15 protein-coding genes are annotated in these 13111 nt (G+C 70.6%); 12 read left to right on the plus strand and 3 right to left on the minus strand.

Going from position 1 to position 13111, the window contains the following annotated elements; all coding sequences use genetic code 11:
- The first annotated feature begins 119 nt into the window (after positions 1–119).
- From GBA65_RS01355 to GBA65_RS01365, 3 genes are all read left to right on the plus strand, one after another.
- The gene (locus tag GBA65_RS01355) at positions 120–836 is read left to right on the plus strand and encodes an NAD(P)/FAD-dependent oxidoreductase (RefSeq protein WP_166395048.1); all 717 of its coding nucleotides are present in this window, start codon (positions 120–122) and stop codon (positions 834–836) included.
- Positions 794–1171, plus strand: coding sequence for a DUF4174 domain-containing protein (locus tag GBA65_RS01360; RefSeq protein WP_166395049.1), 378 nt, complete (start codon positions 794–796; stop codon positions 1169–1171). Before GBA65_RS01355 ends, GBA65_RS01360 begins: the two co-directional genes overlap by 43 nt.
- A 109-nt stretch (positions 1172–1280) precedes the next feature.
- Positions 1281–1889 (plus strand): DedA family protein, encoded by a 609-nt coding sequence (locus GBA65_RS01365; protein ID WP_228281590.1) that lies wholly within the window; start codon positions 1281–1283, stop codon positions 1887–1889.
- Between the two features lie 348 nt (positions 1890–2237).
- Here the strand turns inward: GBA65_RS01365 and GBA65_RS01370 are convergent, their stop codons facing one another.
- A complete protein-coding gene (locus GBA65_RS01370; protein ID WP_166395050.1) occupies positions 2238–2780 on the minus strand; it encodes a hypothetical protein in 543 nt (180 codons plus the stop codon).
- A gap of 78 nt (positions 2781–2858) precedes the next feature.
- Positions 2859–4040 carry a baeRF10 domain-containing protein gene (locus tag GBA65_RS01375; RefSeq protein WP_166395051.1) on the minus strand — a complete coding sequence of 394 codons (1182 nt, stop codon included), beginning with the start codon at positions 4038–4040 and terminating at the stop codon, positions 2859–2861.
- Between the two features lie 340 nt (positions 4041–4380).
- Here GBA65_RS01375 and GBA65_RS01380 point away from each other — a divergent pair, with 340 nt between their 5' ends.
- Positions 4381–5238 (plus strand): SDR family oxidoreductase, encoded by an 858-nt coding sequence (locus GBA65_RS01380; protein WP_166395052.1) that lies wholly within the window; start codon positions 4381–4383, stop codon positions 5236–5238.
- 243 nt (positions 5239–5481) lie between these two features.
- Positions 5482–5841 carry a hypothetical protein gene (locus GBA65_RS01385; protein ID WP_166395053.1) on the plus strand — a complete coding sequence of 120 codons (360 nt, stop codon included), beginning with the start codon at positions 5482–5484 and terminating at the stop codon, positions 5839–5841.
- Positions 5842–6113: 272 nt separating this feature from the next.
- On the opposite strand, the gene GBA65_RS01390 is transcribed toward GBA65_RS01385, so the two are convergent.
- The gene (locus GBA65_RS01390; protein WP_166395054.1) at positions 6114–6587 is read right to left on the minus strand and encodes a GNAT family N-acetyltransferase; all 474 of its coding nucleotides are present in this window, start codon (positions 6585–6587) and stop codon (positions 6114–6116) included.
- Positions 6588–6730: 143 nt separating this feature from the next.
- Between GBA65_RS01390 and GBA65_RS01395 the strand changes: the two genes are divergently transcribed.
- The 7 genes from GBA65_RS01395 to GBA65_RS01425 all read left to right on the plus strand — a co-directional run bounded on the left by GBA65_RS01395 (position 6731) and on the right by GBA65_RS01425 (position 12868).
- A complete protein-coding gene (locus GBA65_RS01395) occupies positions 6731–9181 on the plus strand; it encodes a heavy metal translocating P-type ATPase (RefSeq protein ID WP_228281592.1) in 2451 nt (816 codons plus the stop codon).
- A 71-nt stretch (positions 9182–9252) separates the two neighbouring features.
- On the plus strand, positions 9253–9525 hold the full coding sequence (locus GBA65_RS01400) for a metal-sensitive transcriptional regulator (protein ID WP_166398273.1): 273 nt from the start codon (positions 9253–9255) through the stop codon (positions 9523–9525).
- A 62-nt stretch (positions 9526–9587) separates the two neighbouring features.
- Positions 9588–10886, plus strand: a complete 1299-nt coding sequence (locus GBA65_RS01405; RefSeq protein WP_207956045.1) for a cytochrome P450 — start codon at positions 9588–9590, stop codon at positions 10884–10886.
- 30 nt (positions 10887–10916) lie between these two features.
- Positions 10917–11126: a copper ion binding protein gene (locus tag GBA65_RS01410; RefSeq protein ID WP_166395056.1), complete on the plus strand. Its 210-nt coding sequence runs from the start codon at positions 10917–10919 to the stop codon at positions 11124–11126.
- A 17-nt stretch (positions 11127–11143) separates the two neighbouring features.
- Complete coding sequence (locus GBA65_RS01415; protein WP_166395057.1) at positions 11144–11635, plus strand: DUF4396 domain-containing protein; 492 nt, start codon at positions 11144–11146, stop codon at positions 11633–11635.
- An 81-nt stretch (positions 11636–11716) separates the two neighbouring features.
- Positions 11717–12091, plus strand: coding sequence for a hypothetical protein (locus GBA65_RS01420; RefSeq protein WP_166395058.1), 375 nt, complete (start codon positions 11717–11719; stop codon positions 12089–12091).
- Between the two features lie 72 nt (positions 12092–12163).
- Positions 12164–12868, plus strand: a complete 705-nt coding sequence (locus tag GBA65_RS01425) for a DUF305 domain-containing protein (protein ID WP_166395059.1) — start codon at positions 12164–12166, stop codon at positions 12866–12868.
- Positions 12869–13111 lie beyond the last annotated feature (243 nt).

The raw sequence follows: 13111 nt of genomic DNA on the forward strand, positions 1-13111 counted from the left end.
GGTCGTCGACGCCAGGCTCGGCTACGCGACCCGGTGGTACAGGGTGCCGGAAGGGTTCTCGGGGGCTGGAAGGGCGCCTCGATCCTGCCCGGCTGGCCCCACAGCCCGAGGGCGGCACGATGCGCCGGGTGGAGGGCGGCTTGTGGACGGTCGTGCTCGTCGGGATCGGCGGCGACTACCCCCCGACGGACGAGGACGAGTTCGTCGAGTTCGCGCGCTCCCTGCACAGCCCCGCCATCTACGAGGCCATAAAGGACGCCGAGCCCGTCTCGCCCGTCTACGGCTACCGCCGCACCGCCAACCGCCGCCGCCGCTACGACCGCGCGCGTCTCCCCGAGAACTTCCTCGTGCTCGGCGACGCCGCCTGTGTCTTGAACCCCTCCTACGGGAGCGGGATGACCGCCGCCGCCCTCTCCGCCGAAGCCCTCGACGCGTGCCTGCGGGAGTCGCGGCGTCGCGGCCCCGTCTCGCACGGCTTCGGGCGTCGCTTCCACAAGCGCCAGCTACGGGCCGTCGCGCCGTGCTGGACCCTCACCGCGAACAGCGACAGGCAGTGGGCCTCGGCGACCCCGGAGGAACTCGGCCCCGCCCGCAGGGTCCTCCACCGCGTCTCGGAGGAGGTCATGGGCCTCGCGGTCGAGAGGGAGGACGTCGCCAGGGCGCTGCTGGAGACGAAGAACCTCCTCGCGCCGCCCTCCGCCCTCCTGAGGCCGGGGATACTCCTCCCGGCGCTGTGGCGGGCGGCGTTCGCGCCGCGCACGAAGCCCCGCGACCCGCGAGAGGAGGAGAGCGCGTGGACCTCGACGCCCACAGGGGCGAGCACCGGCTCTTCCTGACCTTCGCCGCCTCACGCCGGGACGGGGACCTTGCTCGCCAGGATCTCCTGCTGGAGGGGAGCGGCGACGGCTTCGCGGAGCGCGACCTCCGGCGCGGCGACCTCTTCGGGGACGGGACGGGGAACTTCGACGGGGCACCGGTCCCGCCCGCAGAGGTGGCGGCGGTGCGCGAGCGGTTCGGGGTCGAGCCCGGCGCCTTCACCGCCCTGCTCGTCGGCAAGGATGGTACGGTAAAGCACCGCTCCGACGAGCCGGTCGGTCTCGAGGAGCTTTATGCTCTGGTGGACGCCATGCCCATGCGCCGGCGGGAGATGCGCGAGAGGGGCGAGGCCTGACGCCGTCCGGAGCGGGGCACGAAACTTTCGGCCGCTTCCTGGGTATACGAGAGAGTCGGAGAGCAAGCTTCGGGCTCCCCCGTGCGGGGACCCGACACGGGAGAAGATCTTGCTAGAAAACATGGCCCAGTGGGTTCTGGACGTCGTCTCTGCGCTGGGGTACCTGGGGCTCGCGCTGCTGCTCATCGCCGAGAACCTGTTCCCGCCCATACCGTCCGAGGTCGTCCTGCCGCTCGCGGGGTTCCTCGTCGGGCGGGGGGACCTGAACCTCTGGGGGGCGCTCGTCGCGGCCACGGCGGGGAGCGTGCTCGGGGCCGTCGCCCTGTACTCCCTGGGAAGGTGGGGGGGACGCCGGCTCGTCCTGCGCTACGGCTCGTGGCTGCGGGTCGACGAGGAGAGCCTCGACCGGGCCGAGGGCTGGTTCCGGCGCTACGGCGACGCCCTCGTGCTCTTCGCCCGCGTCGTCCCGATCGCCCGGAGCATCGTCTCGATCCCCGCCGGAACGGCGAAGATGCCCCTCGTCCGGTTCGTCGTCCTCACCGGCGTGGGCTCCGCGGTCTGGAACGCCTTGCTCATCGGGGCCGGCGTGATGCTCGGCGCCAACTGGTCGGTAGTTCAGAACTGGATCGGCTCCTACTCGAACGCGGTCCTCATACTGGCGGCCGTCGGGCTCGCCGCCTACCTGCTCTTGCGCCACTTCCGCCGCTCCGAGGGCTGAGCCCGGCAGCAGCGGCGCTCCGAACTCCGGAGGGTACGCGGGGAAAGAAGTCACAAAGCGTTGCATGCGTGTCCCAAGCCTCGGGTAAAATACCCCTAAGAAGTCACGAATCGTTTCCAGTCGGAAGGGGCAGGTTTGTACTCGGAGCTGTGGCAGTTTGCGTCCTTACTAGGTTTCTTCGCTGTCGCATTCGTGCTTTGGATGTGGATCGTCTACCTCCCCGGCCGGACGCTCGAGCGCTGGGAGGACCGGCGCGTCGAGGCGCGCAAGGAGCCTCCGGTTCCAGGGAAGGGCGGCGTCTAAGAGCCTCACGGGCCGTCCCGATGCGGGGCGGCCTTTCTTCTACCCTCAGCCGCTGCGGAAGTGGCGGGACCAGATCGCCTTGTCCTGGCGGCCCTCGACGGCGGCTCTGAGATGATCGTTCAGGGGGGTATCCGGGTCCTGGGCGAAGGCCTCCAGGACCTCGTTGAACTCCAGGACGTGATCCCGGTTGCGTATCTCGCCGAGAAACGCGCCGGAGTCGGCCTCGCTCATGCCCTCCCGCTGCGCGAACTCCGCGATGACGGCGTTCATCAGGGCCATGAGGAAACGCTGGAAGTCCTTCTCTTCGAGGCTCGCCGGCGGCGCTTCGAGCATCCGCTCGTCGAACATGCGGCCGAAGACCAACGCCGCGTCGACTATGCGTCTGCGGTCTTCGGGGCTCCTGTCGGGCCCCCAGGCGAGGTCCATCGTCTCCTCGTCGAGCATCCCCAGGTAATCGGCGCACTCGCGCCTCCCGCCGGCGTATTCCGCGTCCATGAGCGGATGGTACCACCCGCGCTCGGGCCGACGGTTGGGGACGCGCAGCGGCGAGGGGATCGTGTGCAGCGTTCCATAAACCCTGAAGGCCATCCCCCGTCGGGGATCGGCGTCTACGTTCTCCGACGGGGGGGCAGGGGGGTGCGGTTCCGGGAGCCTTCGGGTGCCTGTTTAGTACCTGAGCAGGCCGGCGAGACCCTCGAACTCCTGACGGAGGACGTCGGCGGGCTCGTCGGGGACGCGCTCCTTCTCGATGTCCTCGTTGGGGGTCGCGGCGACCTCGTTGTGGGCGACAAAGTACTCCACGCGGGCGTCGCGCGCGGCGGCGAGGTCCACCAGGACGTCGTTCAGGGGGCGCACGCGGGTCTCGCGGCCGCAGTACGGGCACTCCTCCCGCGCCACCTCCGTGATGGCCAGCTCGTCGTGGTCGCACCAGCGGATCTCGGCGTCCAGGCCCCACAGGGCGAGAATCTGATAGACGCGACCCTCCTGGAGGGCCTCCACCGTGTCCTTGATGCCCCGCACGCCGTTCTCGCGGGCCGCGTTCAGGAGCTCCGCCTCCTCCTCGCGCTCGACGTGCTCGACGACGCCCTCGATCCTCTCGAAGATCTCGCCCAAAGCGGCCCCGGTAGCGAGGTGTTCCTCCGCCACCACCCTGTCCTGCACCTGCTGCGGGAGGGCTTCCCTGAAGGGCGAGGTCCTCTCCTTGGTCCCGGCGATTATGAGGCGCCGGACGTTGTCCCCGAACACGACCTTCTGCGTGACCTCGCCGGCCTGCTTGTAGAAGCGGTGCAGGTTGGCGTCCTGCTTGCGCCCGGCCGGGTCCATGTCGCTCGAGCCGCCGCTGACGGGGTACATCCCCGTGGGCTTGAGATCCACCTCGCGGAAGAACCCGCTCCCGACCGTCTCTCCCCGATCCTCCTCGGGGATGACCGGCGGCGTGGAGACGAAGAAGCGGAACTCCTCGGCCTCGACGATCGCGACGCCGTAGGGCTCGTGCTCGTCGACCGCGAGGACGAGGGGGGCGACGTGAGGGTCCCCGAAGCGGACGACCTCGGGGAGGTCGACCTGCAGGGCGTAGCGCTCGAAGAGCCCGTCCGCGGCGACAAAGAACACGAGCGTCCGCGCGCCGGGCGGCGGCGTCCCGCCCTCGACGTCCTCGCGCACGGGGCTCGCCACCTCCTCCGGCAGGTCTTCTATGCCCTTGAAGGCGTCCTTGAGGCGGATCTTGTAGGCCTGCCCCTGGTTCGTGTTGTATCGGGGGTTCACGCTCAGGTACACCGAGAGCACCGGACCCTCGTGCGCGTCGAGCCGCTCTTTCAGCTTCTTGATCTCCTCGGCCTGCGCAGCCATATGTCACCTCTCCGATCTTGATCTAGAACATCCCCGCGACGCGGCGAAACGTCGGTCCCGCACCACGGGTAACACAAAGGATTAATACCGCCGCGCCGTACCCCCAAAACCTGCGGGATAGGGTGCCGCGCCGGGGACGGGCCACCGCACGGATGCTCCCGTCCCCCAAGCCGAGCGATACCGCCGTCGCGCGGCACGGCACGGCGGGCGACGGCTCTAGAAACGGCGCGAACGCAGTCCAGAACGGGGACTTCTGCTCCCGTGCTGTGGCCCCAAGCGTTTTGGGACCGGACGTTCGACGCGCGGCGAAGGGGCATCGGGCCGTAGTAGACTCGTCTCCGTGCGCGTTTTGATCTCCGGCTGCGGCTACGTGGGCTCCGCCCTCGGCCTCCTGCTCGCCGCGGAGGGCCACACGGTCTTCGGCCTGCGCCGCAACACCGCCGCCCTTCCCGCCGGCATTACCCCCGTGCGCGCCGACCTCTCGGAGACCTTGCCGCCGGACGTCCTCCCCCGGGACCTCGACGCCGTCGTCTTCGCCGCCTCGCCGGGCGGGTCATCCGACGAGGCTTACCGGACCGCCTACGTGGAAGGTCCCCGACGCGTCCTCTCGGCCCTCGGGGGACGGGACGTAGGGCGCCTCGTGCTCGTCTCCAGCACGGGCGTCTACGGCCAGAGGGAGGGAGAGTGGGTTGACGAGGGCTCGCCGACGGAGCCGGGGGGCGTCTCCGGGCGGCGCCTGCTCGAAGGGGAGGGCCAGGTGCTCGGCGGGACCACCCCGGGGGTGGTGCTGAGGCTCGGCGGCATCTACGGGCCGGGCAGGAACGGCATGATCGAACGCGCTCTGCGCAACCCTCCTCCGGACGACGGCCCGCCCCAGTACACCAACCGCATCCACCGCGACGACTGCGCCGGCGCCCTCCGGCACCTCCTCCTGCTCCCCGACCCGGGGCCCGTCTACCTCGGCGTGGACCACGAGCCCGCCGACCGCCGGACCGTCGCCGAATGGCTCGCCGCCCATCTGCGCCGGGACCCGCCCGAGAACCTCGCCTCACCCCGGAACGGGGCGCGCGACCGGCCCGGACGGACGAACAAGCGCTGCAGCAACGAACGCCTCCTCCGCTCCGGTTACGAGTTCCGCTACCCGACCTTCCGGGAGGGCTTCGCCGCCCTGCTCGAAGAGACCGCCCGCCCCGACTAGAGGGCGCGCAACCGTGCGGGTGCCACGCGGGCCCCGAGCGTCGAGGCCCCGGATGCCGCAAGGTACCCGGCAGAGAAGCGGTTGCTCGCGGCCCGGAACCCTCGTCTTCGCCGCGCGAGGCGGCCGGGTAGATGGGAACTACTGACGGCTACGACCATCGGCTACGATCCGGGCCGTCCGGTGTAACGCAAGTTGGGCCGTATGGTTGATGCGCGGTCTCTCGGCCGCGTCGAAAATTATCCCATGAGGAAGACGCGAGTCCTGCTGGCGAACGCCCCGCGCTCCTACCGTGAGGTCATAGCGAGCGCGGTTCACGACCTGCGGCCGAACCTGGACGTCTTCGTGGCGGAGCCCGGGGAGATCGAGGGGAAGATGGAGAGCCTCGCCCCCGACGTGGTGATCTGCAGCGAGGTCTACCCGGCCGTGGAGCGGGGGGCGCGGGCCTGGATCCAGCTCTACCCCGAGGGCGAGCAGACGGCCGTCGTGAGCGTCGAGGGCGAGCGCGTCACCCTCCCGAACCTGGAGTTCTTCGGCCTCCTATCCGCCGTGGACAGGGCGGACGCGGCGCTCCGGCAAGGCACCGGAGCCCCCAGGAGGGACTGAAACCCCCACGCCCCTCCTAACCCGGCTCGGACGCCGATCCGTTCGCGAGGGGTGATCTAGAGCCCCCAAGCTCTAAAGCGGATGCGCCCTCTCGGGGTCTCGACCGGTGAGTACCGCCGCCACGTGCGTGTGCTTCACCGGACGTCCCCACACGTTCTTTCGAAACCTCGCCGCGGCATCTGCAACCCGCAGCGAGACCGGGGCTTGCGAGCGGAGCGGGCGGGCAAGGCGGACGCGGCTGGGAGGGGCGTGGAGGAGATCGAGACCGCGGGTCAGCGCAGCGGCAGCTCGTAGAAGGCCGTGTCGCACGGCCCCACCATCCGCCGTCCGACGCCGCGGAAGCCGTACTCCTCGTAGAAGCGGCGCAGCTTCGGACGATCGGCGGCGCAGTCCAGGCGCAGGTACGCCTTCCCCTGCTCCAGGGCCCTCGCCCTCGCCCAATCGAGCATCGCCGCGGCGGCCCCGCGCCCCTTCAGGCGCCTCGCCACGGCCAGCTTGTGGACGAACAGGGACTCGCCCTCCGGCGCGCCCGGCCAGAAGACCCCGTCGCTCTCCTGAACCACCATCGCCGCCGCCGGTTCCCCATCGAGCACGCCGAGGCGCATCTCCCGCAGGTCGTAGCGCTCGAGCAGGGCCCCTGGGGCGAGCTCGTCGGCCGTCCACATGGGACGACCCCCCGCCTCCAGCCACCCGGCGACCTCCAGCAGGACGCGGGAGAAACGCTCGAGTTCCTCTCCAGTGGTCACCGCTCGCACGTCTAGTCGCACGCGAACGAGTATAGCCGCGCGACGACGACCGGACGGCGTGTTCCCGCAACCGGAGCGTGTTGACATAGGGTAGGGGGGTATAGTAGTTTAGGGATATCAGAAGGCTTGCAGGAGGTTCGCGGGTGGGCGAGGGAGGACTGAGGAGGGTAGCCGTTCCGGTCACCGGCATGACGTGTGCTGCGTGCGTGCGCAGGGTCGAGAAGGCGTTGTCGAGGGTCGAGGGCGTCTCGGGGGCGAGCGTGAACCTGGCGACCGGGAAGGCCACCGTCGAGCACGGGCCGGGGGTGGGGACCGGGGATCTGGTCTCCGCCGTGGAGGGGGCCGGCTACGGGGCGGGCTTGGAGAAGACGACCCTGGGCGTGACGGGGATGACGTGCGCGGCTTGCGTGCGCAGGGTCGAGAAGACCCTCGGGAAGGTGCCCGGCGTGCTGCGGGCGGAGGTGAACCTCGCGACCGAGAGGGCGACGGTCGAGCACCTACCGGGGGAGGCGCCCTTCGGGGAGCTCCGGCGCGCCGTCGAGGGCGCGGGCTACGGGGTCGAGGAGCCGGAGGAGAGCGGGGGAGAGGAGCGTCCGGACGCCCGCGAGCGGGGGTACGCGGAGCTGAGGGCTCGCTTTCTCGTCGCGGCGGTGCTGACGGGGCTTATCCTGCTCGGGAGCCTGCCGATGATGCTCGGGTTCATGTCACCCGTGCCGGAGCGTCTGCTCGACCTCGGGCTGCTGGCGCTGGCGACGCCGGTCCAGTTCTGGGCGGGGTGGCGGTTCTACCGGGGGGCCTGGGGGGCCCTGAGGCACGGGACGGCCGACATGAACACGCTCGTCGCGGTCGGGACGAGCGCCGCTTACCTGTACAGCGCGGCGGTCGTGCTCCTGCCGGGGCTCTTCGCGGGGGCGGCGGGTGATCGGGCCGACGTGTACTTCGACACCTCGGCGTTGATCATCGCCCTGATCCTGCTGGGGAGGCTCCTCGAGGCGCGGGCCAGGGGGCGGACGAACGAGGCCATAAAGAGGCTGGCCGGTCTCCGGGCGAAGACCGCGCGGGTGCTCAGGGGCGGCGGCGAGGTAGACGTGCCCGTGGGGGAGGTCGTCGTCGGGGACGTCTTCGTCGTGCGGCCGGGGGAGAAGGTACCGGTAGACGGGGTCGTGCTAGGCGGCGAGTCGGCGGTGAACGAGGCCGCGATCTCGGGGGAGTCGATGCCCGTCGTCAAGCACGCCGGGGACGAGGTTATCGGGGCGACGGTCAACGGGACCGGCTCCTTCAAGGCGCGGGCGACGGGGGTGGGGGAGGAGACCGCGCTCGCCCAGATTATGCGCCTCGTGGAGGAGGCTCAGGGCTCCAAGGCGCCCATCCAGAGGCTCGCCGACAGGATCAGCGGGGTCTTCGTCCCCGTCGTGATGGCGCTCGCGGCGGCCACGTTTCTCGTGTGGCTCTTCTTCGGCCCGGAGCCCGCGTTCACGCACGCCCTGTTGAACTTCGTCGCCGTCCTCATAATCGCCTGCCCGTGCGCGATGGGGCTCGCGACGCCGACCTCGATCATGGTGGGGACCGGCAAGGGCGCCGAGAGGGGCATCCTCGTGAGGGGCGGGGAGGCGCTGGAGGGGGCGCACCGCCTCACCACCGTCGTCCTCGACAAGACCGGGACCCTCACGCTCGGCAGGCCCCGCGTCACCGACGTCGTCGCGGCGGACGGGCTCGCGGAGGAGGAGCTTCTCCGGCTCGCGGCCTCCGCGGAGAAGGCGAGCGAGCACCCCCTGGGCGAGGCGATCGTACGGGCCGCCGGGGAGAGGGGCCTGGCGCTCGAGGAGCCGGAGGGCTTCGACGCCCCGACCGGGCGCGGCGTCCGGGCGGAGGTGGGGGGCAGGAGCGTTCTGGTCGGGAACCGGACGCTCATGGAGGAGCACGGCGTCTCCGAGGACGGGCTCGCCCCGCGGTTCGAGGAGTTGTCGGTGGAGGGCAAGACGCCGGTCCTCGTGGCGGTGGACGGGAGACCGGTGGGCCTCGTCGCGGTCGCGGATACGGTACGAGAGGAGGCCCGGAAGGCCGTGGACGCCTTGAAGGGCATGGGCCTCGGGGTGGTCATGCTGACCGGGGATAACGAGCGGACGGCGCGGGCGGTAGCGCGGGAGCTCGGGATAGAGAGGGTACACGCCGGGGTGTTGCCGGGGGAGAAGGAGGGCGAGATCCGCGGCCTCCAGGCCAGGGGCGAGGTCGTCGCGATGGTCGGGGACGGCATCAACGACGCCCCGGCGCTCGCGCGGGCGGACGTCGGGGTCGCGATCGGGACGGGGACGGACGTGGCGATGGAGGCCGCCGACCTCACGCTCGTCTCCGGCGACGTGCGCGGGGTGGCGCGGGCGATAAAGCTCTCGCGGGCCACCATACGGAACATCCGGCAGAACCTGTTCTGGGCGTTCGCGTACAACGTGCTGCTCATCCCCGTCGCGGCCGGGGTCCTCTACCCGTTCCTCGGTGAGGAGGGCTTCCTGAACCCCGTGCTCGCGGCGGCGGCGATGGCGCTCTCGTCGGTGACGGTCGTGACCAACGCGCTCAGGCTCAGAAGGGTGGAGGTCTAGGTGGAGATCCAGGAGGGAGGAAGCGTGGAGCAGGGGCGAAGCAGGCCGGGGGGCATGCCCGTCACGGCTACATCAAGGCGAGGGACAAGGAGAAGATCCAGAACAGGCTCAGGCGCATCGAGGGGCAGGTGCGGGGCGTGCAGAGGATGGTCGAGGAGGAGGCGTACTGCGTCGACGTCCTCACGCAGCTCGGGAGCATCGTCTCGGCGAGCGAGAAGGTGGCGCTCCTGCTCTTGAAGGACCACACGGAGCACTGCGTGCGCGGGGCGATAGAGGACGGCGAGGGCGCCGACGAGAAGATGGAAGAGCTCATGGGCGCCATCGAACGCTTCCTGAGGGTGTAGGGGAGATGGCGACCGCCACGACTTCGACGCGAAGCCTGCCCCCCGGACCAAAGGGACGGCCCGTGGTCGGGAACCTCCTGGCCTACTCGCGCGACCCTCTGGGGTTTCTGACGCGCTGCGCCCGCGAGTACGGCGACGTCGTCCGGCTCGGGTTCCCGGGGCCGCCGGCGTACCTGATCTCGCACCCCAACGGCGTCGAGAGCGTGCTGGTGAAGAACAACCGCAACTTCGTCCGGGACCGCTACACCCGCGCGGAGCTCCGCATCCTCGGCGACGGCCTGCTGGTCAACGAGGGCGACTCCTGGCGGCGCCAGAGGCGGCTCGCCCAGCCCGCCTTCCACCGCCGCCGCGTGGAGGCGTTCGGCGAGACGATGGTCGCTTTCACGGAGCGGATGCTGGACGGCTGGCGCGACGGCGAGACGCGCGACGTACACGCGGAGATGATGCGCCTGACCCTCGAGATCGTCGCCAAGACCCTCTTCGACACGGACATCTCCCGGGAGGCCGAGGGGGTTGGCAGGTCGATGAACGCGATCATGGCGCGCTCCTCGGGCCAGGGCAGCAGCGTGTTTCTGAGGATGCTCCCCGAGAGCCTCCCCACCCCCGGCAACCTCGCCTACCGCAGGGCGACCCGCCGGCTCGACGGGCTCATCCACGCCCTCGTGCAGGAGCGGCGGAGGAGCGGCGCGGATGCCGGGGACCTGTTGTCGATGCTGCTCCGCGCGGAGGACGAGGACGGCGAGGGGATGAGCGACCGGCAGCTCAGGGACGAGGCGATGACCATCATCCTCGCCGGGCACGAGACCACCGCCATAGCCCTGTCTTGGACGTGGTACCTCCTGGGGGCGCACCCGGAGGCTGAGGCCAGGCTCTCGGCGGAGCTCGAGGAGGTGCTCGGCGGGCGCGCCCCGGCCGTGGAGGACCTGCCCCGCCTGCGCTACGCCGACGCGGTTATGAAGGAGTCCATGCGCCTCTACCCGCCGGCGTGGGCCGTCGGCCGCGAGGCGATCGGGGACTGCGAGATCGGGGGCTACCGGGTCCCCAAAGGGACGCAGATGTTCATCAGCCAGTACGTGATCCAGCGCGACGAGCGGTTCTTCCGCGACCCCGAGGCCTTCGATCCGGACCGCTGGACGAACGGCTCCACGGAGGGCCTGCCCCCTTACGCCTACTTCCCCTTCGGCGGCGGCCCTAGGCTGTGCATCGGCAACGGCTTCGCGAAGATGGAGGCCCTGCTCCTCCTCGCGACGGTGGCGCGGAGGTTCCGGCTGGAGCTCGTCTCCGGGCGGCCACCGGTGCCGCAGCCCTCGATCACGCTGCGCCCCAGGGACGGCATACAAACCGGGCTCCGCGAGAGATAGACGTTGGCGACCCCGAAGAGAGGAGAAAAGATGACCGAGAAGACGTTCAACGTGGAGGGCATGAGCTGCGGGCACTGCAAGGCCGCCGTCGAGGGGGAGCTGGGGAAGCTCCCCGGGGTCCGGCGCTCGAACGCGGACTTCGAGAGGGGGACCGTCGAGGTCTCCTACGACGAGGGCAGGGTCGGCACCGACGAGCTCGAGGGCGCCATCGAGGAGGCCGGCTACGAGGTAAAGGCTTAGGCCAGGGGAGGAAGATCATGGAACACGGGGCTTCGCTCAACAGGCTCGCGTTCAGTGCGACGGGACACTGCCTCACGGGATGCGCCATAGGCGAGGTCCTGGGGATGGTAATAGGATCGGCGCTCGGGTGGAGCAACGCCGCCACCATCGCGCTGGCCGTCGTGCTCGCCTTCTTCTTCGGGTACGCGCTGACGATGCTGCCGCTCGTGAGGTCGGGGCTCGCCCTGAGCGCGGTGCTGCCCCTGGCGTTCGCCTCGGACACGCTCTCGATAACGGTGATGGAGATCGTGGACAACGCGGTCATGCTCATGATCCCGGGCGCGATGGAGGCCGGGCTCACGAGCCCCCTGTTCTGGGGGAGCCTCGCCTTCGCCCTGGCCGTGGCCTTTGTCGTGGCCTTCCCGGTGAACCGCTACCTTATCGCGCGCGGCCGGGGACACGCCGTCGTCCACCAGTACCACGGGCGGCACGGCGGGCACGGGGATCGAGAGGAACACCACAACCACTGAGCGACGGTCGGCGGAGGGGTGCGAACGGATGGTAGAACGTCTCCCGTGAATGGCAAGCGCACAGCGGGGTACGGAGGCCCCGTGGCCGGGAGGGACAGGCTCGTCGCCGCCCTCCTGACCGTCGCGCTGCTCCTGTGCCACGGGGCCCTGGGCGCCCTGCACCAGTCCCCCTCGCAGCCGGCCGGGCAGGGCGCGGGCGGACATCACGTCTCGGCGGCGGGGTCGTCCGCCGAGGACCACCACGCGAAACACCACGAGGCCTCGCTGGCCCACGCGGACTACGCCGCCGCCCTGTTCGTCGTCTTGCTCGGGACGGCGCTCGCGCTGTTTCTGGGCCGGTTTCCGGCGCGGGGCCTCGCCGTCGCTCCCCGCCTCTTCTGGCGCGTCTTTCTGCCTCTATTCCTCCGCCCGCCGCGCGGCCCCACGCCCCCGCTCCTGCAGGTGTTCCGGCTGTAGGACGTCTGCTACGGCCCCCGAACGGGGGCGCGGATGGACGCAGCAGATCGCACCGAAATAGAGGAGATGTACGTGAAGGTTTCGAGAAGGCTCGGGCTGCCCGGGCTGCTGTTCGCGGCCGCGCTGGCGCTCGCCTCCTGCGGGGGCTCCGGCGGAGGATCCGGCGCGAGCACCCAGGCCTCCGAGCAGGCCGCTCCGGAGACGACCGGCGGCGGGATGTCCGGCATGGACATGGGCGGCACCACCGGTGGCATGCAGGGTATGGACGACGGCTCGTCGAGCCCGGAGGAGATGGCCCGCCGGATCGTGGCTCCGAACGGGGAGTACTCGGACGCCGCGTTCGTAGACTCGATGATCCCGCACCACGAGGGGGCCGTGGAGATGGCCGAGGTCGCCCTCGACAACGCCGAGCACGAGGAGATACGAACGCTCGCGCAGAACATCGTCGACTCCCAGCGGGCGGAGATACAGCTTCTCGGCCAGATGCGCGAGGAGCTCGGCGGCGCGACCACCACGAGCATGTCTCAGGAGGAGATGGAGGGGATGATGGGCATGTCGGAGGACCCGCAGGCCCTCGCCGAAGAACGCCCCTTCGACAAGGCCTTCATGGACGCCATGACGCCGCACCACGAGTCGGCGATCGCGATGGCCAACGTCGCCCTCGAGGAGAGCGAGGACCCGGAGATACGCCGGGTAGCGCAGGACATAGTCTCCGCCCAGGAGCGCGAGATCTCCGAGATGCGCCGGTGGCGCGAGGAGTGGTACCCCGAGGGCTAGGCGAGACCCCGGCGCATACTACGAGCTCCTGGCAAGCCGTCCGCGCCGCGGAGCCGCGTACGGCCCGCGGCGCGAACGGCGGGATCGAGTCGACTCCTGCGAGATCGAGCCGGCCGCCCAGTCCGTCCTCTTCCCCCTGGCCCTCGCCTCGCTGCTGAGCGGGATCTTGCAGCCGCGCTCGCCCTCGTAACGTTGCTCGCGGCGGCGGTGCTGGCGGTGTACAAGCCGCTGGCACGACCCCGT

This window comes from Rubrobacter marinus (assembly GCF_011492965.1).
GTDB lineage: Bacteria > Actinomycetota > Rubrobacteria > Rubrobacterales > Rubrobacteraceae > Rubrobacter_F > Rubrobacter_F marinus.